We start from the raw sequence: 23,171 nt of genomic DNA, 5'->3' as shown, positions 1-23,171 counted from the left end.
CCTTCCCCTAAATTAATTTTTAAGATTAATTTTATTATTTGCAATATCTAATAATCGTTCTCTTATTTCCTCGTTACTAATTTCCTCAAAATCATTCATAAACTGTCTTAAAATCTCTTGATCCATTAGAACAGCTTTTCCTATATGAATTTTAGGGAATATTTGCTCCGGATGAATTTCACCTTCATTTAATAACTCTTCATACATTTTTTCGCCTGGTCTTAATCCAGTAAATTCAATTCCAATTTCTTCAATAGAATACCCCGAAAGAGTAATTAAATTTTTAGCTAAATCAACAATCCTTACTGGATCCCCCATATCTAGTACGAACAATTCTCCACCCCTAGCTAGCGTTCCAGCCTGAATAACTAATCTTGAAGCTTCTGGTATTGTCATAAAGTAACGAATCATATCAGGGTGAGTAACTGTTACAGGTCCACCTTTTTGAATTTGTTTCTTGAATAACGGGATTACACTTCCTCTACTTCCAAGAACATTACCGAATCTAACTGCAACAAAACGTGTACCAGTACTAATGGATGCCATATGTTGGACAATCATTTCCGCAAATCGTTTTGTAGCTCCCATTACATTCGTCGGATTTACCGCTTTATCTGTAGAAACCATTACGAACGTATTTACTTTAAATGTATCAGCCGCTTCTGCTACATTTTTCGTACCAAAAATATTATTTTTTACAGCCTCTTCAGGATTACGTTCCATTAAAGGTACATGCTTATGTGCAGCTGCATGATATACGATATATGGTTGATGCTTGTTCATTATTTCAAAGATTTTATGTCGATCTTGAATATCAGCAATTTCTGTCGTAATTTCCACTGCATCTTTATAAGTAACTCGCATTTCCATTTCAATAGTATAAATGCTATTTTCACCATGTCCTAAAAGAACAATTTTTGCAGGATTATACTTCATCACTTGACGACAAATTTCTGATCCAATTGATCCGCCCGCACCCGTTACTAAAATCGTTTTACCTGCGATCTTTTCCCCGATGCCCGCGTCATCTAATTGAATTGGCTCCCTACCTAATAAATCTTCCACTTGTACATCTCGAAATTCATTAACAGAAACTTTGCCATCTAAAAGATCTTCAAGCATTGGTACAATTTGCGTTTTTGCTTTCGTTTTTGTACACTTCTCAAAAATTTCGTTTATTTGATTTCTATTTAAAGATGGAATAGCAATAATGATATGCTCTATATCATTATCTTCCACAATCTCTTGAATATGATTTGTTGTACCAACAACCGGCACATTATAAATCTCCAATTTTTGTTTATTTCTATCATCATCAACAAACGCAATTGGATATAGATCCGCTTCTTTATTATGTTGCAATTGTCTTACTACCATAGTTCCCGCTGAACCAGCACCGATAATCAATGTTCGTTTTTTATCTGTAGCTTTCGTAATATATGTATCGCGAAACATACGCCATACAAAGCGAGAACCACCAATTAATAATAAATGTAACATCCATGCGATTGCTAAAATTCGAACATAAATATCATGATTTATAATTTGTTGAACAATTGCTGTTACAATAATAGAAAGTGTAATTGCTTTAAATATTTGTATTAATTCTCCAACACTTGCATATTCCCACGCCTTGTTATAAAGCTTATAAATAGCCGCAAAAATATGATGACTACACAATAATGTAATAGAGCTAATAATTACTGTCGCAGGGATTTTGTTTAATACATTCGGATGTATGAACCAATAACTTAAATATACGGCGGTTAATACAATAAATGAATCTAATAAAATTAATAATGAGAGCCGTTTTCGATAACTCAATATACCTGTTCCCTTCTTTATATAATTCGCATCTTATTGATAATAAAAAAGGACATTCTCTTATGAATGTACCTCTTCTTTTTTTACAAGTTCTTTTATATACTTCATCAAGTCTAATTTCAATTCTTCGTTTTGAAGTGCCATCTCAATCGTTGTTTTAATAAATCCGAATTTTTCCCCAACATCATATCGAGTACCTTCAAAATCATATGCAAACACATGTTGAATTTCATTTAAACGTTGAATCGCATCTGTTAATTGAATTTCTCCACCTGCACCTGTTTGTTGGTCTTCAAGGAACATGAAGATTTCTGGTGTTAATACGTAACGCCCCATAATTGCTAAATTAGATGGTGCTGTTCCCTGTGCTGGTTTTTCAACAAATCGGTGCACCTGATATTGACGACCATTTTGCGTGATTGGATCAATAATTCCATAACGATGCGTTTCATTTTCCGGTACTGTTTGCACACCAATTACAGACGAATGTGTTGCCTCGTACTCATTCATCAACTGACGTAAACATGGCGTATCAGCTTGTACGATATCATCACCAAGTAATACTGCAAATGGCTCATTCCCAATAAATTTACGAGCACACCATACTGCGTGACCTAATCCTTTTGGTTCTTTTTGTCTTATGTAATGAATATTAATCTTTGAAGATGCTTGTACTTTTTCAAGCATTTCATATTTACCTTTTTCTAAAAGGTTTTGTTCCAGTTCAAAAGAATGATCAAAATGATCTTCAATTGCACGTTTTCCTTTTCCAGTTACAATAATAATATCTTCAATGCCAGATTCAATTGCTTCTTCTACAATGTACTGAATCGTCGGTTTATCAACGATAGGTAACATTTCTTTCGGCATCGCTTTCGTCGCTGGTAAAAATCTTGTTCCCAGTCCAGCAGCTGGAATAATTGCCTTCCTTACTTTTTTCAAATCAATACCCCCAAAAATTTATATATACATATGTATATAACAATAATAAAAAAACCTACCTATAGAGTCATATTTATAACTCCATAGGTAGAGTTTCTATCATAAATAAACTATGGGCATCTAACCCTACCTCACATCATGCTCCCGACGACAAGCGTCTAAGGTAGGTTGAAATATAATTTCTACCCACAGCACGACCGAGTGTCCCCATTGATAACGGTTAGGAGGCATCACCAAGTGGTTTTCTCTTTAAAAGAGACCGAATATTTTTCTTTGTCTTATTTTCTCGGGCTCTTCTCGATAAATCATTTTTCCACTTATTAGTTCATATGTATTTTCCTTGAAGTCGTACAATGTAGAACTCCCAAATGTTTTCTCTACTGTTTCATACGCAGCTTGCAAGTGAAAGGAGCGCGTTGTTGTGTTATGAGCATCTGATGATATGACATGTGTTAAATGATGCTCAATAAGTTGCAATGAAAACTTCTTGATTTTCTTTCCGAACTTTCCTGTGACGCTTCCTGCGGTAATTTGTGTTAGTGCCCCTTGATTGACGAGCTTATACAACACATCGGGGCGTTCAATAATTTCCATATTCCGTTCTGGATGAACAATAACCGGCGTGATCCCTTTCACACGTAATTCATATAACATTTTTTCTGCATAGCGCGGGACATGGTTTGTTGGAAATTCAATTAATATATATTTATCCGTACGATTCAATGTAACAATACGCCTCGAATCATAGTCTTCTAATAACTCTCCGTACAACCTGATTTCTTGACCAGGTAAAATGGTTAAATTGATATCCTCTTCTTTTAATCTTTCATTTAACTGCTTTACCTGATGAAGAATGCTTTCTGCTAGATTCATATAAACCCCATTTTGGTGATGAGGAGTAGCAACGATTGTATGAATTCCTTCTTCGCATGCTGCCTTTGCCATTGCAATGCTGTCTTCGATTGATTGTGCTCCATCATCGACATTAGGCAAGATATGACAATGTAAATCAATCATTCTATTTCATCCTCTCTCCACATATTCTTCACATACTGAATATAAGAAGAAAAGATGAATGTTCACCTTTCCTTCTTTTGCATTTAGTTAGAACCGTAATAGTAATATTCGGATCCATTTTGTTCTTTATCGTTTAAGACAACGCCAAGTAATGTACCTTTTGCGCTATCTAATGATTGTTTTGCTTTAAGTGCCGCCTCTTTTTCTGTTACACCACTTCGAATAACAAGTACAGAAGCATCACATTGATTTGCCATAATTTGTGCATCTGTAACTGGTAAGATTGGTGATGTGTCAAAAATGACAAGGTCATACGTGCCAAAAGCTTCTGAAAGTAAATCTTTCATCGAGCTTGCACCCAGTAATTCCGCTGGATTTGGTGGGATTGGACCACATGGTAAAAATGTTAAATTACCGATTTTCGTTTGTGTCACACATGTTTCTAGTGTATTACTACGTGTTAATACACTTGTTAAGCCAAATATATTATCCACTTGCATCATTTGATGTAATGCTGGTTTACGTAAGTCTGCATCGATAAGTAATACTTTCTTACCTTGTTGTGCGAAAACAACTGCAATATTAGCAGCCGTTGTTGTCTTTCCTTCACTTTGATTCGCAGATGTTACGATAAGAGAACGAATCTTCTTATCAACAGATGCAAATTCAATATTTGTTCGTATATTTCGGTATTGCTCTGACACAGATGATTTTGGTTGTTCATATGCAATCAGCTGACGGCGAGCACGTAATATTTTTTTCTTAAGAACCAATTGTATGCCCCCCTACTCTCTTCGTTGCTGATAAACTACCGCTCTTTGTGCCATCTTCCTCCATATGAGAAACGACGCCAAGAACTGGTACACCAAGTTGTTTTTCAATATCTTCTTCTTTTTTCATCGTGTTATCTAAGTACTCTAGTAAGAATGCAATTCCAACAGAAGCCATTAATCCAACAACAAATGCAATTGCTACGTTCAGCATCTTATTTGGTTTAATTGGTGACTGTCCTTCTGTTACTTCTGCTTTTGATAAGATTGTTACGTTATCAACACTCATGATTTTTGCAATTTCACTCTTGAATACTTCCGCTGTTGTGTTTGCGATATCACGAGCTAGCTTTGCATCTTTATCTTGTACAGTAACAGCGATCACTTGTGAATCTTTCTCGTTTGCGACGTTAATTTTGCTATTTAAAGCCCCAGTTGACATGTTAAGCTTTAACTTTTCTTTCACTTGATCTAAAATAACTGGGCTTTTCACAATAACTTTATATGTATTTGTTAATTGAAGACTTGTTTGTACTTCACCAGGTTGAAAAACACCTTCTTGCTTCTTTTGATTAACAAGAATTTGCGTCGAAGTCTGATAAATCGGCGTTATAAAGTAGAAACTTACGATCGCACTTACAAGTGCTGCACCAATCGTAATTACAAGGATCATAACTAATCGTTTCCTTAAAATAGCAAATAACTCTTTCAAACTTATTGTTTCTTCCATGCCTTCCTCCAGCTTTCAATAATTTGTCATAAAAACTTCTAAAAAAAAATAAATTGTTGGATTTTAATCTGACAACAAAAATCTGTTATCTAGTCCTAAAGTTGTTTAGTAATAGATAACTATTTAATATATTACAGAACTTATATTAGTATAGCAAGAATGGTTGAGAAAATTGTTGGAGGAATTGACAAATACTATACTACCGAATCTGACGAATTTCGACACAGTTTTTAATGTATAGATTTTCATTTGCTATATACTGTCGATATATGGGTATTATTAGTATTACTAGTGAATATATCATTGATTGATCTGTGCATTTATACTATCCTGTTTATAAAAATATTACCATTGTTGATTTTTATTTTGTTTTTTCTTAATCTTTAGATATCTTTTTCAGACTTTAGTTGATAAACTTTTTTCGAAAGTCCCCTATTTTTTTAATCAAACGTTTGTTTAAAAGTAAGAGAACTTACCTATCGACAAATCCTCTTACCTTTCGTCCATTTCTTCATAATTCGCTTCAATAACAATAAAAAAGATGAATGACCATACTCTCTTCATTCATCTTCCAACGTAAAGTTATGTTAACAAATCTTTATTCTTTCTTATCACCAATTGCAAATGTGATTTCAGCTTCACAAGCGATTTCACCATTTACAGTTGCTACTGCTTTTCCTTTTCCAATCGGTCCACGGACACGTGTCATTTCGACTTCTAGGCGAAGTTGATCACCTGGGCGAACTTGACGTTTGAAGCGGCAGTTATCAATGCCAGCAAAGAATGCAAGGCGACCGCGATTTTCTTCCTTCTTCAGTACCGCAACAGCACCCACCTGCGCTAATGCTTCTACAATTAGAACACCTGGCATCACAGGATAATCTGGAAAGTGTCCATTAAAGTATTCCTCATTTGCCGTTACATTTTTAATCCCAACCGCACGCTTTCCTTCTTCTACTTCTAAAATTTGATCGACTAGTAGAAATGGATAACGATGTGGAATAATTTCTTTAATCTGTTGAATATCTAGCATATCATTCTCTCCTTATATACCAAATTGGTCATACCACCAACGCACTGTCCTTATTATCCCATTCTCCATTGTTTTTGTCACGAAAAACAAGAAATGCTTTCTACCCAAAATATCTATTAGGACTATTCATACAAAAAAGATACACCCTTTTCCCTTCGCTAATCGGTATAACAAAATAATAGCAATTAACACGGAGGTTGGAAAAAGGTGTATATCAAAGTTAGGGAGAGGAAATATACATCATTTTCCTCATATGTCGTATTCATAGCTCATTATAAAGGACAAAAATAAGAAAGAAAAATTTAATATTTACTCCTTTTTACCATCATACCCTTAATTTTCTACAAATTTCTACAAATTTCTTCATTTTTCTTATATTATCTTAAATAGCATATCTAGAAATTAAGATTCGTAATCCAGAACACTATGCTTTATAAAAAAATAAATCTTCGTGGATTAGCCTTTAATAAAAATCCTATAAAATATCATCACAAAAGATACATTTATATTTTACAGAAATATCCAACATTACATATAAAATCTTTTAAATCTATTTAACAATACATAAAAATAAAGTATAACTAATAAGAAATTGTTGCTTTTCCTTGTTTATCTGTTAAATAAGGCATTCGGAGTATTTGAGAGAAAAACTCAAATGAAATAAAAAGAAATACTTATATAATATTCTTCACTATCTCTCTTTCATCTCCTCAAATCATTTCCCTTCTTAATTACTTATATAAAATTAGTAGCAATTCAAAATACTAACAATTCATTAGGCACTACCTCTCATTAATCACTGCCCATAAAAACGTCTACAAGGTGCTTCAAAATATATTATCACAACTACACTAATAAACCTTTATATACAAAAAGCAGCGAGACCTCTAGTCCTAAAGACGAGGGGTCTCGCTGCTTTTTGTTATATGGTATAAATAAAATCAGGTTCCATGTTAAATTATAACACGAATATTTATACATGTATATAGATGGTATATTAATAAGTCACAAAAGTATTTCTAATTTTTTTACTGGTCACGCAATTAAATTAAGCTCATATTTCCATAAAAAAACCAGTACACAAATACCAATTATCCCTCAAACCATAAATAATCAAATTGTGTTACCGGCCCGAAAGAAATAAAGGCAGTGTATTCCTTAAATTTATAAAAAACAATTATAACAAGTCATATTTAAATGTTAACTTTGGCCTGTTGTCCAAGTAGGCTACTAAACAAACCACTTTCATCTTTTGCCAGTTGTGCGAAACTACCGTGTTGAATAATTTGTCCTTGATCCATTACAATTACTTGGTCAGCTTTACGTATAGTAGATAGTCTATGTGCAATGACAATAATTGTCATGCTCCCTTTCAATCTTTCCAATGCTTCTTGTATTTTCGCTTCATTTTCAGCATCTAACGCACTTGTTGCCTCATCTAACACTAAAATAGAAGGCTTTCGAAGTATCGCTCTAGCCAGAACAAGACGTTGTCGTTCTCCTCCTGAAAGTTTGACTCCCCTATCGCCAATCAGTGTATCCAATCCTTGCGAGAGCCTGCTAACAAACTCAGCGGAAGCAGAAAATTCCAAAGCTTCCCAAAGCTGCTCCTCACTTGCATTTGGTTCAACCATTCTCAAATTGTCTCTTATACTGGCATTGAATAGAAATGGATCTTGAGGAACATAGCTAATAGATTTCCTCAATGATAATAGGTCCTTACTTGTCAACGGTTTGTTATCTATTAATAACTGACCGCTCTCCGGCTGCATAAGTCCCATTATGATATCAATTAATGTACTCTTTCCAGCACCGGAACGCCCTGAGATAGCTGTCATACAATTTGCAGGAATACGCAAATTAATATCTTTAAGTGAGTACACAGCATTTTCTTTATTGTAGCGGAAAGAGATATTTTGACACTCAATAGATTGTTCTATCTGCATAGGATTTATACAATCATAATTCTGCTCTATATCTTGCAATTCTATACTTTTCTTACACTCTTCCTGTAATTGCAGCAAATCTTTAAAAGCGGGAAGATTCGCTGCAATTTGTTCCATGTTTGATTGTATACCTGCAAATCGTGGCCACAAACGAGAAAATATAAGAATAATTGCTCCGTTTTCGTCTGAAACAGCTGAACAGATAGAAAGATAAGAATAGCAATGAAAACAGCTGATGCAATTTTATAAAAGAGTTGAGAATTATTTCTCACCTTAATATATGCAAACTGTTCACGTTCCACATCTTCTGCCCAATTACGTAACCACATATAACGAGATCGTTCTAGTGTATTGCTCTTAATATCCTTAATTCCATTAAAATGATCAGTTATACCTGCAAGATACGCTTTTGAATTCTCTGAGGTTCGACCACCTAATCTTTTTGATTTTTTAATAAATCTTCGTGAAAGAAAGGCAAGTACCACAGCGCAACATAGTACAAAAATTGTTATATCTGCCGCTAACCAAAAAGCGAAACCAATCTGTATAAATGTAAACATTAAAGAAGTGAGCAACTGTAAAAATAAATTAGTGCCTGCGCTAACACGCCCTAATTCCGTTGTCAAAGAATTGATAAGATCTGATTTTCTCTTTTTCACAAAGAAACTCCAGTTGGCCTGCAACAATCCACGATAAGTTTCCAATCTCAAATGATTAATAAAACGTATCTGGATTTTCGCATTACGAACTGTTATATTCCTTTGCAAAAGCGCTTGTCCCACGACCAATATAATATATATTCCTAATACAAGTGGTAATCCTAAAGTAGTTGGAATCTCACCTAGGAATCCAAGAACCCCTGAAAGAGGACTTGTCTGTTCATTCATCTTCGCAATACCGCTAATACTTATCATAGGAATTAATAATAAAATGCCGATTCCCTCTACAAGACTGACCAATACCATTCCCATGAGATTAACAATGAGAATGTTTCCAGTAAAAGAGTATAACCGCTTTGTAAAATATAAAATATTTCTCATTTTCACTTCTCCTTACGGTACCTCATTTCCCTCCAAATCCATAAAACCGGCCGCAAAGGGAAATATAAAACATGCAGTTGTTTTGGCAGTGGTAAAGTTTCCACATCCTGAGGATAAGGATACAACCAACTAAGATGAAACAGTAGCTTTTGAGAGCTTGTCTTTAACAAATATAAATATCGCTCATGATATTTTGAAACTTCTTCTGGGACAGGATCTGTATGCAAGTTAATCATATTTTCCAAGTAATATATAGCAAGCTGCGCTAATTGCGTTACCTTTCTCCCTGACATTAATACTTTTGCCTCTTCCGCTATTATAAGAGTATCTAAAAGCTCAGAAGATAAAATAAGCGCCTGACCTACCAGTCGTTTACATCCATATCTTTCCAAAATAACAGTGAGTTCTTCCCAATCTATTTCTTGCCTTACCATACGGTCAATGTCCGTTAACCATCGAAGCCTGGACCAACCATGCCTAGTTCCATGAGTCACAAGAAACATAAACAAATCCTCTCTACCTAAAAAATAGACAGGATAATTTGTGACAGGACTCGTCCTCTTTCGCCCCCATAGCTCATCGAAGTGTGGTTCCTTTCCCGGCCCTGGGTGTAGTCGCCAATGAATCTCCAATTTCACCTTACTTATCGGATGCATGTAAGTTGTATGGTGGCGTCTCCACTTCCATTCATTCATAACCGTCGGAAAATCATCCTCTTTGACATAACCATTCTTTACAAGTAATTCGTTCACTTTTCCAAGATCATCTATAGGAACAAGGGCATCCAGATCCCCTGATGTTCGAAGGGAAACATCTCCATATAGGTCTGCGCCAAGAATAGGACCCTTCAAAAATAGAAGTTGAAGTTGGTTTTCAGCAAATAATTTACTCACTTTTCCCATTTCTCCACTTAAATGAAGCATATGGAATGTATTCCTTTTAAAATATGTACTTAATACTTGCACAACATTTGATGGAACTAACTGTTTATCAATAGATTTCATTTTTGGGTAAATGAACGCGTACATGCGATGATGCAGCGCCAGTTTCAAAAATTTGTTCCAATCAATATTTATGAACCAGTCTCCCGGGATTTCTTGTATCTCTTTATCTTCCTTCTTTATAATTTCAAGTAACAATTTTAGTTCTTTAGGTAAATGACTCAAATCAAGATTACAACCGGTATACATCTCATTCTCCTTCAAGATTTTTTTACCCTATCCTTTTTGCAAATTTACCAACAACGGTAAATCTCTTCATTTCTTCTACGCCAGTAATATAAAAGGGCCCGCTACGTAACCACGCATGGGCAATCATATTTCCCGTCTCATCTTTCGCGGTCCCTAAGTAAAGGGTACTTTCAATTTGACGCTTCTCCAACATTTTCATTGCAGCGATAGCTTTAACGAGACACTGGCTTTCCCAAAATGTATAACGGCTCATCATATGCACTGCTTGAGAAATTTTCCTTAACGTAATCTTTTCCGATTCATCATAGCTTAAAGACGTTTCTGCCATATGAATTCCTAATATAGGAGCAGCTTTAGAAAACGGTATACTTTTAAGAATACGAGCCCAGCCTAAATAAAAGAAAGCTTCTATAAGTAATAATTTTGTTCCCATATCGAACGACAAGAAAGCTTTGGCTTTATTTATGATATTCATCGATTCTACTCCTAATCTATTAAATCTGGAACGTTCAATTAAAAATCAAAGTTTTTCATCAACCGAGATTAACCCTTCTGCATACAAATGATTTAAGAAAGAGAGTACTTGTTCCTTACATTCTGCCTCTTCAATCATATATCGAGACAATAATATATCGATCACTTGATTGACAGATATTAATTCATTAATTAAACTCCAAATTTCACCACCTATACCTCCTAAGTTATAGTATTTCCCATTATGGATGCTCATCATCACTTTCTCCCCATCCATATCGCTCACTACATTTTCCTGACCTTGTACAACAAAACTGTGTAATGAAATTGTTTGTTTACTACTCATTATTTTTCCTCCTCTTTTAAAGACTCTAGAATTTTGGATACTAAATCATGTGCCGTAAACTTTGAAATAGGACGTCTCAATTGAAACATATCTATTTTGTTTACGATATTTGTTGAATGCATAAAATGCCATTCCATCATCCCCAATCGTGGGATTAATGAATTCCTATATGTATGACGTAGCAATGTGCGTAGTCTCTCCAGTCCTTCAATCTGCTGAAGTTCAACATCCCCATTTTCTACTTTCACTAACTCGAATACACCTGCCAATGGTAATGGTTCCTCGAAAAAGTTAGCTGTAACGGGGACAGCATATTTAGTTTCCCTTTCAAATAATGGCTGATAATGCGCTGTCTCCATTCCAAACTGATCAAGACTCTCTTTCCATAACTTTTGTTGCGGGTAAGATGGTGTAACAAAAGGAGTATTATCCTCAGAAAGAGACACAGCAATTACATCATCGCTCAAAAGCTTATAGCCTTTGCTTAAAAGGGCTGATGCAAGAGTTGATTTTCCAGCTCCTGATCTTCCTACAAAAGCATACGCCTTTCCATTGATGGCTATTACACTTCCATGCAGAGGGAGTATTTTTCTCTGCATCAACAATGCCCCCATACAAGTCCCAAGAATATAAAGCCGAATCTTATCTTGATCAGACCCTTTCATAGGTGAAACAATGATTTTTTCTCCATTTTGAATACAAAACGTAGCAGTTTCGGGGATTTGAAACATAATTAATTCTTCTTCAACTACAAACACTGACTTCGGAGAAGATAACTCTCCCCATAATTGGGACAAATCTGCAGTTTCTATTTTTACGTCTACTTCATTTTCGTAATTACTTACTTGAGGCAATTCCGGCAGGGGAATCTCACTTAATAGGGCTAATCCGAAGGCTTTGTAAATCTCTTTCTTTACAGTATGTATCATCTTTCTCACTCCAAATAGTTGAAAAATTGATTAAAAAAACCCTTATACCGTAATTAAACTATATAAGGGCTGTAAAGCATATAAATCTTATTTAAATATTAGTGCATTAGCTGTGGTGAAGAGCGCCTTGCTCATCCTCATCTTCAAAAACTTGGTCAACAAGTCTCTTTCCAGGTCCAGCCATTGTCATGTTGATATCAAGTACTTCTAATACTGGTGATTGCCATTCTTGTTTCATAATTTCACCCCCTTTCAAATATATTTTTTGATAAATCGATAGACAATAAGACTACGCATCAAAATTCTAAAATCTGGATCAAACACGTATTCTACTCGTGGTTCTCCTTGAATTTTCAAAATCGCGCTCTTAATAATCTCCATATTAAAAAAGTTAGAGGCCACTGGGTCTTTACTAAGCTGCTGAAGTTCCTCGATAAACATTTTCCATGAAGGAATCATGCGATGAACCACATCAGCTGCCTGTATTCCCCGCACACGCTGATTTAATCTTACTTTGTCAGGAAGAAATCCTTTTGTGGACCTCCGGACAAGTGCACGATTTAAGCCATTTTGAACAAATTGTTCGAGTGGTAACGATAAACAGAATCGAATTACCCGTAAGTCATTCGTTGGATCATGCCCTTGTAAACCATAACGCAAGGAGAGCTTTGTTCCACTTGTACCCGTTGTATTCCACAAGTTTAGCTGTTCAAAATGTTTCTGCCTTATTTCATATATATTTGGGATAGAAGCCCCTGTTACTTTCACACCATGTTCTTCAAGCTTTCTAAATACATCAGTACGTTTTGCAAGTTCTGGACTAACTAACGTTGGCAGTTCGTATTGCTGTTCCGAGGAAAACATGTTTTTTATCGATGGAAATGCTTTCTCCCCTATAACTTTCAGTATTCTCGATTTTTTGACCCCAACGTTCTTACCATACAAATCAATTTCACGATAAAGCTGCAACCAGCTGAACTTTTTAAGTAAAATCGCATAATAATCTAAAGCTGGCCCCCAAGAGATTGTGAAATTTCCTCTCGCTCCATTTAAGAGCACCCCAATCCCTTGTTGTTGGGCTTTTTCATAAATTCCTTTCACCCAGACGGAATTTTCGAAAAATTTATATGGCATCTCCATAATCTCAAGCCAATCATCAATTTCTGAGAAAGAATTTTCTCCCGGAAAATTCAAATAATTCCCTTTAATATTCCCTACATGTTGTACTGTAGTTTGAATAAATGGCTTTTCATCAGCAATCGTATGACCACGAGTCCAATCAGTAAACCCTTCCGCAGGTACTGAGCTGAATGTATATAATTTTTTGTTCTCTTTTTGCAGGGCTCTCGCGGCAAAGCTAGCAACAGCTCCTGAATCTAATCCCCCACTTAAATGAGAACCAACATTACGATGAGTACGTAACCTTGATGTTACTGCGCTTTCAAATACGTCCCTGAACGCCTCTTCATAATCTTCATTTGATTTGAGTTGCAACTGCTCCTCTACAAATAACGTGTCATATTTCGCAATACTAACTCTTCCCTTAACTACGGAGATAGTATGAGAAGGCGGGACTTGCTCTATATTTTTATGCACTGTTGAAAATGCGTCTATTGTATCAAGCATATTAGGTATCGCTAAATATTCAGCTAACCATTGCTCATTCAATTCCTTCCCGACGTACGGTAAAGAAAACAGCGGCTGTATGCTAGTACAAAAAGCAAATTGATTTTGATTGCGGTAAAAGTAAAAAGTCCGACTTCCTGAAAAATCACGTGCACCAAAAAGCAATTGCTTTCTCTCATCCCAAATCATAAAAGCAAAATCACCAATTAGATACTTTGGTACATGCTCTCCCCACTTTTGATAAGCGAGTAAAATCAACTTACTATCAGGCATCTCTCTTCTATGTACCTTGTCTACTTGCAATCTATCGAATAATTCATTGCGATTATCAATAATAGCATCAGCAGTTATAACCAACTGTGTTTCATAATCATAGTAAGGTAATTGTTCATTAATAGATTCAGATGTTATCCATTTTGCATGGGAGCCAAAAAAAATATTTTCCTTGTGCCATATATCGGTATTGTCACCTGGATAACGAGATAAATCTTTCATGATTCCAATCCTATGTTCAGGCGGTATCGGTTCTCCATTTAAATGGTAAATTCCGGTTATTGCACTCATTTTTTCCTCCCACTACGAGACAATTAAGGGAAAACCCAATGGATAAGCAAATTACTAGATATATCAAAAAAATGTTATTAATATACCAGAAAACCCTTTCCTCAAACTACCTCATTTACGCATAACAGATTTTAAAACCAAATTTTATAGCCTTAAATCTTTTTTCAGTTGAAGTATTCAAGCTTTCAAGCTACCTATCCTATTGTAAACCCTCGCATTTTAATTTTCTCAAAAAAAGAACAAAGGTGTGATTTTCTTAATTCGAATCAAAATATTACCATCTGAATTTTATATAAATAAAAATCACTGAATTTAATATATCAATAAAACGTTTATATTCTTTATAAAGAATATAAACTCAGATTACCATTTCACTATTGCATTGTCAAGTATCTATATACTCAATAAAACGAATATTTATGTATCTTTTTTAGTAACTGTAAGAACAAATAATACAGTAAAACTTTAATCGGTAGGAGGCTTTACATCCCTACCGACTATTAATCTCACCAATCGAGCTTTTACGAACATTCCATCTATTTTCTTAGTTTCCCTAAAATCTTAAGGTAGTGCTCTTAATACTCATAAATAGCAGGATAAACGTTATATCTTACAAATAAACAGGAGAATTTTCATCTTTTTATATTTTTAAAATTTCTGTGCTATGATATTTTATATAATTTATTATTAACCCACTAATTAAAGTTGATTTTTCACGTGTTATGTTCTCTATTACTTTATTCTCCTGCTTCTTTAATCGAAACAGGAGAATAACCTTTTTATATTTATACCATTTTCACAAAGGGGATGATATAATATGCGTTTACCACTAATAAAAAATACCATCCGCATTTACCATAAGATTATGTACGCTTACTATTTCACTCTTTATAGGGATTGCCGTGACTTTCATTCAAAGAAAATTTTTTTTAGTAAAATGAGATTTCACAAAAACAGCACTGAATGAGATATTAAATCCTTCTAGTTCATTAACACCTTTCTTAATTAAAGCTGTTTCTATTTTTTATCTTTACATGCCAGCACTTACCATCAATATATTCTTAATACATGTAATAACTCTTGTCTGATTTTTTTCTGTCATACCTGATCCAGACGGAAGGCATACGCCTGTTTCAAATAATTTTCTAGAAACATCCTCACCCTCACTATGCGGATAATACATTACATCTTCAAATAAAGGTTGCATATGAAGAGGCTTCCAAACAGGACGCGCCTCAATGTTTTCATTTTCCAGTTGTTTCAGTAATGCCTGAATCGGTACTCCTGTTTTTTCTTCATCTACAGTAAGAACTGTAAGCCACCGGTTTGAATAAGTATCCTCTAACTCAGGCATAAACTGTATCCCTGGAATATGAGATAATTCTTGATAATATCTATCGAATATTCGTCTTCTTGCATGTACTCTCTCTTGTAAGACCTGCAGCTGTGCTCTACCTACACCTGCTAAAATATTACTCATACGATAATTATATCCAACCTCACTATGTTGGTAGTGTGGAGCCGGATCTCTTGCTTGAGTAGCTAAAAATCTTGCTTTTCTCAATGCTTCGACATCATCCGAAACAAGCATACCTCCACCTGAGGTTGTAATGATTTTATTGCCATTGAATGAATAAACACCGAATTTCCCGAATGTCCCACTCGCTTTACCTTTGTAGGAAGAACCAAGTGATTCCGCTGCATCTTCTACTACTGGAACATTATATGTATTACATAACGAAAGAATCTCATCCATTTTAGCGCTTTGTCCATATAGATTCACAACAATGACAGCTTTCGGAAGTACTCCTTTCTCATTTGCATCACGTAATGCACGTTCTAAAGCTTGTGGCGACATATTCCACGTTTCAAGCTCAGAATCAATAAATACTGGTTTAGCCCCTAAATATAAAATTGGATTTGCGCTCGCTATAAAAGTAAGGCTTGAACAAAACACCGTATCTCCATCTTTTACATCCAGTAAGCGAAGTGCCAAATGGATAGCAGAGGTTCCTGAACTAACTGCAGCCGCATCAAGAACTCCAACATGGGATGAAAGTTCACTTTCAAACGCATCTACATTTGGACCAAGTGGAGCAATCCAATTCATATCAAATGCTTCCCCTATATATTTTTGTTCATTACCGCTCATATGTGGAGCGGAGAGATAGATTCTTGTTTTTTCCTGTGAGTATACCACTTTAAACACTCTCCTATAATTCTTTGTTTATTACTCTAGCTGGAATACCAACTGCCTTACAATTCGCTACAATGTCACGGATCACTGTTGCTCCGGCACCGATAACGGACCAATCGCCAATTGTAATATTTGGAATCACATTAACTCCTGCTCCTATATGTACTCCTGTTCCTACAGTAACGGATCCTGTAAGCACTGCATTGGGGGAAATATGTGCAAAATCATTTACCTTATTATCATGTTCAATAATAGCGCCTGAATTGACAATAACGTGATTCCCAATTCCAACATCTGCATTAACAATTGCACCTGGCATAATAACCGTACCAGCTCCAATCTTTGCACTTAAACTAACAATAGATTGTTTATGTATAAGCGTCGCATAGCGATGACTGGGAATCTCTAACTGCTCCATAATTATCTTTCTTGTTCTGTTATTCCCTATAGCTATCACGAACTTTGTATCTACATGCTCATCCATTAACTTTACAGCTGCAGAAATAGGTCCAAAATAAACACCATCCTCAATTTTTAACTCTTTATACACATCATCTAATTGCGCAATGATTTCATAATTTCCATACGATAGGATAATATCTCGGATTACTTTACTATGACCACCTGCCCCAATCATAATTATTCGCATCCATCTCACCTCCTCAAGAATTCTTTGTACCATTAAATTTTTCCACAGTTACATGCCCAACCTGATTGATTCCTTCTGACTTAAATACTTTCTTTGCCGTTAACAACAAAATTTTCATATCAAGCCAAAAAGTCCGTTTTTTTGCATACCATACATCAAAATCAAATTTTTCCTCCCAAGAAATCGCGTTTCTGCCATTTACTTGGGCCCATCCCGTAATCCCTGGTCTGACATTATGTCGCTTGGCCTGCTCTTCTGTGTATAGTTCCAAATACTCCATCAATAATGGTCTTGGACCTACCAAACTTAAGTCCCCTTTTATAACATTAAACAACTGTGGCCATTCATCTAAACTATATTTTCTCAGAAACCCTCCGAAACGGGTAAACCTTACATCATCGGGCAACACATTCCCCTCACTATCCTTCTCGTCAGTCATAGTTCTAAACTTATAAAGAAAAAAAGGGACACCATGCAATCCCGGGCGTTGCTGCTTAAATATGATAGGGGAACCCAACTTAATTCTAACTAAAACAGCCACTATTATAATAAGAGGTAAAAGAAACACCAATAATGACAAAGAAACGAACAAATCGAAAAGTCTTTTCATATATAATCATACTCCTAATTTGGTTTATGTATTAACCTCTACTCTATAACTGCCTAAAACTTCTATCTTCATAAAAAGCAGCCCCATTCATAGTTGAAAAATAACGAATTGATTTACTTTTTTATTTAGGGACATGTCATGCAAAATATTTAATTAAAATACTCAGTAATAAGAACACCACCATATTCAACAGAACATAGTGGTGTTTCATTTCTAAAAGATTCTTAATATTTTCCTTTTATTTACTTGCTCTTACTTTAAAGCATTATAATTTTGTGTCAATTCATTAGGCGCTGGTGCTCGATGGATTGGGTTAGTAACAGGATTATAGAAATGTAGATTTCAAATTAAAAAGTGCCCTTTTTGTTTGACTGAATTTTCACCCTCAGGTTTCCCATTATACTTTTAACAACTCCAAATAAATACTTAAATTCATCTGTCTTATAAAAAACAAATACATAAATAGTATTTGGAATTATTAAACAAATCATCCCTCTTAATATTAATTCTAGTAATCCATTATACGGAATAAGACCACATATTAAACTTGTGATAACACAAGCTCCTAGCCCTATCATCACATAGTAAGTATATTTTAAAAAATAATCCCTAACCGGTTTACGGAATACTTTCTTATATACTAAATAAGGAGCAATCCAAAATGGAACCACTAGTGTACTTATAAGTGTTCCAATAAAAACACCTGTTATGCCCATATATTGCACCAAGACAATAGAAGCCACCAGATTCACGGCAGCCTCTAAAAAGGGCGCATACCTATCTTCATGAAAAATCCCTGATGTTGTTTTGACCATAGATATAGAGCGTCTCATTCCTGATACATAAAAATTCATCATTAATATAATTAACACACTTATATCCATAATAAATTTCGAACCAATCCATAAAGTAATAAAGGGTTGCATTATAATATATAAAAATATGGAAAAAAATGAGTATATCCAAAAATTACAAAGCATAGTAATCTTAAATATACTATAAATTTTTTCATCGCTTTCTTTTGCCACCAAATTCCCTACACTATGATTAATATTATCAAATATTTGATTTATAAAGGTTCTACAAATGTTAATTAACATATAATAATTTGAATACAATCCAACAGCTGTAACACTGACAAAAGACGCAATTAACATGTTATCAGTACCAAAGACAATATATCCACCTATATTATGTAGCACTAAAGCCTTTACATTTTTAACAATATTACTTTTGGTTTCACTATCTAATTTGCTTGCTGCTTTATTTTTTAAAAATGGGTACATCTTATCTACCAATATAGCCAAGAACGCAGAGGTACTGATTGTTATAATAATATCGATTATTAGATATAAAATATAACTATGCGTAAAGTATAAAATTCCTATTTTAATGCAAGTAGATATAATAGATGAGATAGAATAAATCCCTGTAACAATATATCCCTTTTGACAAACATTTAAAAATGAGGTTTTATAAGAAAATAGATAAGATGAAGCTGTATTAATTAAAAATATAATATAAATAAAATGAATATTGTCTACCTTTGCATCTTTAGCGATATATCCAAGAAAAGGTAACAAAAGTAATCCTAGTAACAATACTATTAAAGCTATTGCCATATATGCCTTTCTATAAAAATTCATAAGCATATTGATTCTATCCTGATTATTTTCTGCCACTGGTTTATATAGATTATATATGATAGCAGATCCTATTCCTGCTTCAGCTAAAGATAACATTCCTAATATATTAGTAAATAATCCATTTACCCCCAGATACTCAACACCTAAATAAGTAATAAATATGGTTCTGGAAGCAAAACTTAGTAACGTAATAATAACTTGACTACCTATACCGGCTGATATATTAATTATTGAATTTTTAACTCTCATTTTTCCTCCCACTTCAGAAAGTATGAAATCACTTTCAACCCACGAGCATTACCTGATTTCTCTTTTATATGCTGCAACTATTAAAGGATACACTTTAAACTTTATTGCTAAATAATATATATACTCCTTAAAGTTATTGCATCGATATGAAAAACCAATTCCTTTTACACTATCTGAGAACATTTCATAATTCACTATTCTACGAAAAGCATTATTAACATCCACATTAGGGGCGCTTTTTAAATTATTAATCAAGAGTCTATATATGTGATTTATATAATAATTAGCCATATCTTTTTTAAATTGCTTATCGTGTAGTAAACCAAATTCTTGTGAAAGTTGTCTTCTCATTTGATATTGTAAAACTAAACTGTTCTCTAAATTTGGTTTATACGGAACCCTCATTAAGCTATTTGGATTATTAATAGTATAAAAATAAAGAACTTCTGAGACTGCACATACCCTTTGTGAGTGCAATAAAAACTCTAAATTAAAAATAACATCTTCTCCAATAAACACTTGTTCATTAAATCTGATGTTTTCTTCTTTTATAATGCTTAAATTGTATATATACCTCCATGCAAAGCATAGATCATTCTTGGAATGAACATTTGGAGAGCTCAGTACAAAATCTCTCCCGTTCATAACAGTATCTAATTTGAAGTTAGGAATAATACTATTATTATTTGGAACAGTTTTGTATCCGCATATTACAGCATCACACTTTTTATCTTCCGCAATACCATATAACCTAGTAAAATAGTTTTCGCTTACCTCATCATCGGGATCTATAAACACTATATACTTCCCTGTAGCAGCCTCGATCCCTGCATTCCTTGCGCTACTCACTCCTCCATTTTCTTTATAGATTACTTTAATTCTATTATCCTTTTCTAAATATTCTTCACATATTTCACCACATTTATCTGTTGAACCATCATTGACTAGAACTAATTCAATATTGACGAAAGGCTGTTTTAAAACACTTTCAATACATCTAGCTAACCATTTTTCCACATTATATATGGGAACAATAACACTTATTAATTCATGCAATCCTTTCACCTCTACATTACTTACATAAGTTAAACCCTCATGCCTATCTTATTACAGCTTTAATTTCACTTAAATATTTCTCATCTTGAATATCGCCCACATTTTGTCCAGCACCCGCTTCACATACGTACTTATTTTCAATTTTGATTTTAGTTTTTGCTTGTCTTAAAAACCATTCGTATTCAATATCCACATGCCCTATATCAATTGCTTGATATCCCTCTTTATACAAATCATATGCTAATATAGTAGCAGTAGGCCCTATTGCTAATAGAATCAATTTAGATTTATTATTTTTTTTTGCTGCTGTTAAGATGTTATTGTAATGTAAGAATGCGTGCTCCTCTGGTACTAAAATCCTTTCAATTGATTTAGCATTTTCAAACAGATCATTTCCAATACCTAATCTACTCTTACTACCCTCTATTAAAACTATATCCCTATCTTTCCATATTAATTTTAATAATATAAACCATTCTTTACATTTTGACTTATCTCGAAAGGGATAATAGAATCTCGATATAAAGGAATTATAATATACTTTTCCCTTCTTCAAGTCTTTATACCACTTTAATCTATATTTTGCAGTATGAAGACTCCAATAATCCTTTGGTTCATCTGCATATTTTGATAAATCTTGAAAAACATCCGGCAAACAAACTAAGAACTTCTCATCTTCACTTAGCAATATTTCTTTTAATCTTTTTGATAACAAATGATCAGCCCGTTGAAATGTTATATCTAGATTATGAATTAATTTAAATTCACCATCACCATACCTGGCTACGGAAGCTTTATCATGAATAATTTTTTTTAAAGTTTCATCTATAGATTGAATTCTAGGGGGCTTGAAAAAGCACTTCGTGAATCGATCTTTTATGATAGTTAATCGATTCAAACTCTGAATTTTGATATCGATCCATTTATTCCAAATAAAAACTAACATACTTTTTATTTTTATTTGCACCATACCAAGCTCCTTTCTAATACTTTTCTCGATAGAGCATTAGATTATCTTTCCTCTTTTTCTTAAGAAAATTACTCTTATCCCTCTATTCACATCTTACATAATATTTATTCTTATTATTTTCCAATTTTTCAACTAGCCTTTTTTCTCACCGAAACATCGCCTCTAGAATTTTTAGTGGCAAGTTTCCGGCCTATTTTTATTGATGGAATTTCAATAAATTTATAGCATAAGACCGACACAACCATAGTAAATAAGAAAGAAATTAATAAAATTAAAGGCACTGATATCTTTCCATAGAAAATATGAACTGTTGTTAATAGAACAATTGGATGTACTAAATAAAGACTATATGATATTTCCCCTATAAATTGTACTGGTTTAATCAGTAATAATTTAGAAAATAGTTTTGAACTTAGAGCGGATAGAATAATTAAAACTGCACCAAAACATATATACCAATCGATGATAATAAGATACAAATCATAATCAATTTCACCAATTAGTTTGGAAAGTAACATAAATGGGATACGTGGATAGCTAAAAAATAAAAGACCTAAAGGCAATAATATATATTTTACTTTTGAATTAATAATTTTACTCACTAAATATTCTCTGTTTTTGGCTAGTAGTGCACCAATAATAAACATTGAGCTATAATGTAATGTGATAAAGTAATTGGTGGATACTGGCATATTAAATTCGCTTGGAATGTTCTTCATTAATAAATAACCAATAACTGATAAAAACATCGCTATCCCAATACTTACTTTCCAGTTTACTCTAAGTAAAAGAAAAATAATTAAAGGAAACACTATGGAAATTCGCATCTCGTGAACTAATGACCAAATCACCATAATAAACGCATCAGAATTAAATTCTCTCAAGAATAAAATATGATCCATTACTCTATTAAAAGAAACTTCTATGTTCCATGAACCCCATTGTACCAAACCAGGAATGGTACCAATTTTAGAATGAATCCCCAATTTAATTCCTATTGCAATAAAAAGAATCACAATATAAGGAATGTAAATCCTACAAACTCTTTTAATAAGATACTTTAAATAATTAAATTCCGTCCCTTTATAAAAAGGCAAGGATAGAACAAATCCACTTAACACAAAAAATATAATAACAGCCGAATGACCTTGCCATAATATAGAAAAATAGGCTCCAAATGTTGAATACATTACCTTTTTACCTAATATCGGAAATAATGCTAAGAAGTGTCCTAATAGAACAATGATTGCAGCAATACCCCGAAGGGAATCCAATTCTTTATAACGTCTCGTCATAATTCTTCCCTCTGTTCTAAAATAAAATTTATTAATCTGACTATTGAAATTTAGTCATCCTTATAAGG

Annotated in this window: 19 protein-coding genes and 1 pseudogene; all 20 read right to left on the bottom strand. The window is 33.8% G+C overall.

The window, feature by feature from the left end; all coding sequences use genetic code 11:
* Positions 1–12: 12 nt before the first annotated feature.
* Entirely contained in the window at positions 13–1,824 is a 1,812-nt protein-coding gene (locus BG05_RS05680) for a polysaccharide biosynthesis protein (RefSeq protein ID WP_002184598.1), read from the bottom strand.
* 60 nt (positions 1,825–1,884) lie between these two features.
* Positions 1,885–2,766 carry a UTP--glucose-1-phosphate uridylyltransferase GalU gene (gene galU, locus BG05_RS05675; protein WP_002184596.1) on the bottom strand — a complete coding sequence of 294 codons (882 nt, stop codon included), beginning with the start codon at positions 2,764–2,766 and terminating at the stop codon, positions 1,885–1,887.
* A gap of 249 nt (positions 2,767–3,015) precedes the next feature.
* A complete protein-coding gene (locus BG05_RS05670; protein WP_002184595.1) occupies positions 3,016–3,783 on the bottom strand; it encodes a tyrosine-protein phosphatase in 768 nt (255 codons plus the stop codon).
* Positions 3,784–3,866: 83 nt separating this feature from the next.
* Entirely contained in the window at positions 3,867–4,556 is a 690-nt protein-coding gene (locus tag BG05_RS05665) for a CpsD/CapB family tyrosine-protein kinase (protein ID WP_002184594.1), read from the bottom strand.
* On the bottom strand, positions 4,546–5,283 hold the full coding sequence (locus BG05_RS05660) for a YveK family protein (protein ID WP_002184593.1): 738 nt from the start codon (positions 5,281–5,283) through the stop codon (positions 4,546–4,548). Before BG05_RS05660 ends, BG05_RS05665 begins: the two co-directional genes overlap by 11 nt.
* A gap of 598 nt (positions 5,284–5,881) precedes the next feature.
* Positions 5,882–6,316 (bottom strand): 3-hydroxyacyl-ACP dehydratase FabZ, encoded by a 435-nt coding sequence (gene fabZ / locus BG05_RS05655; protein WP_002184592.1) that lies wholly within the window; start codon positions 6,314–6,316, stop codon positions 5,882–5,884.
* Between the two features lie 1,193 nt (positions 6,317–7,509).
* Positions 7,510–9,302: pseudogene (locus tag BG05_RS05650) on the bottom strand (ABC transporter ATP-binding protein).
* Between the two features lie 2 nt (positions 9,303–9,304).
* The gene (locus BG05_RS05645) at positions 9,305–10,492 is read right to left on the bottom strand and encodes a nucleotidyltransferase domain-containing protein (protein ID WP_003192901.1); all 1,188 of its coding nucleotides are present in this window, start codon (positions 10,490–10,492) and stop codon (positions 9,305–9,307) included.
* 22 nt (positions 10,493–10,514) lie between these two features.
* The gene (locus BG05_RS05640; protein ID WP_001021513.1) at positions 10,515–10,967 is read right to left on the bottom strand and encodes a lasso peptide biosynthesis B2 protein; all 453 of its coding nucleotides are present in this window, start codon (positions 10,965–10,967) and stop codon (positions 10,515–10,517) included.
* 45 nt (positions 10,968–11,012) lie between these two features.
* The gene (locus tag BG05_RS05635; RefSeq protein ID WP_000095761.1) at positions 11,013–11,312 is read right to left on the bottom strand and encodes a lasso peptide biosynthesis PqqD family chaperone; all 300 of its coding nucleotides are present in this window, start codon (positions 11,310–11,312) and stop codon (positions 11,013–11,015) included.
* On the bottom strand, positions 11,312–12,241 hold the full coding sequence (locus BG05_RS05630) for an aldolase (RefSeq protein ID WP_002184589.1): 930 nt from the start codon (positions 12,239–12,241) through the stop codon (positions 11,312–11,314). Before BG05_RS05630 ends, BG05_RS05635 begins: the two co-directional genes overlap by 1 nt.
* Before the next feature lie 106 nt (positions 12,242–12,347).
* The gene (locus tag BG05_RS30495) at positions 12,348–12,479 is read right to left on the bottom strand and encodes a paeninodin family lasso peptide (protein ID WP_000808480.1); all 132 of its coding nucleotides are present in this window, start codon (positions 12,477–12,479) and stop codon (positions 12,348–12,350) included.
* Positions 12,480–12,493: 14 nt separating this feature from the next.
* The gene (locus tag BG05_RS05620) at positions 12,494–14,431 is read right to left on the bottom strand and encodes a lasso peptide isopeptide bond-forming cyclase (protein ID WP_002184588.1); all 1,938 of its coding nucleotides are present in this window, start codon (positions 14,429–14,431) and stop codon (positions 12,494–12,496) included.
* Between the two features lie 1,030 nt (positions 14,432–15,461).
* Positions 15,462–16,631, bottom strand: a complete 1,170-nt coding sequence (locus BG05_RS05615; protein ID WP_002184586.1) for an aminotransferase class I/II-fold pyridoxal phosphate-dependent enzyme — start codon at positions 16,629–16,631, stop codon at positions 15,462–15,464.
* A gap of 13 nt (positions 16,632–16,644) precedes the next feature.
* The gene (locus tag BG05_RS05610) at positions 16,645–17,277 is read right to left on the bottom strand and encodes an acetyltransferase (protein WP_002184585.1); all 633 of its coding nucleotides are present in this window, start codon (positions 17,275–17,277) and stop codon (positions 16,645–16,647) included.
* Between the two features lie 13 nt (positions 17,278–17,290).
* A complete protein-coding gene (locus tag BG05_RS05605; protein ID WP_002184584.1) occupies positions 17,291–17,887 on the bottom strand; it encodes a sugar transferase in 597 nt (198 codons plus the stop codon).
* 347 nt (positions 17,888–18,234) lie between these two features.
* Positions 18,235–19,782, bottom strand: coding sequence for a lipopolysaccharide biosynthesis protein (locus tag BG05_RS05600; RefSeq protein ID WP_002184583.1), 1,548 nt, complete (start codon positions 19,780–19,782; stop codon positions 18,235–18,237).
* 48 nt (positions 19,783–19,830) lie between these two features.
* Positions 19,831–20,838, bottom strand: a complete 1,008-nt coding sequence (locus tag BG05_RS05595; protein ID WP_033734338.1) for a glycosyltransferase — start codon at positions 20,836–20,838, stop codon at positions 19,831–19,833.
* Between the two features lie 43 nt (positions 20,839–20,881).
* Positions 20,882–21,808 carry an SP_1767 family glycosyltransferase gene (locus tag BG05_RS05590; protein ID WP_002184581.1) on the bottom strand — a complete coding sequence of 309 codons (927 nt, stop codon included), beginning with the start codon at positions 21,806–21,808 and terminating at the stop codon, positions 20,882–20,884.
* A 128-nt stretch (positions 21,809–21,936) separates the two neighbouring features.
* Positions 21,937–23,103 (bottom strand): acyltransferase family protein, encoded by a 1,167-nt coding sequence (locus BG05_RS05585; protein WP_003192586.1) that lies wholly within the window; start codon positions 23,101–23,103, stop codon positions 21,937–21,939.
* Positions 23,104–23,171: the final 68 nt, after the last annotated feature.

It is taken from the genome of Bacillus mycoides (assembly GCF_000832605.1).
GTDB lineage: Bacteria > Bacillota > Bacilli > Bacillales > Bacillaceae_G > Bacillus_A > Bacillus_A mycoides.
The sequence above is the reverse complement of the archived record's forward strand: the minus strand, read 5'-3'. Positions and strand labels throughout refer to the sequence as shown.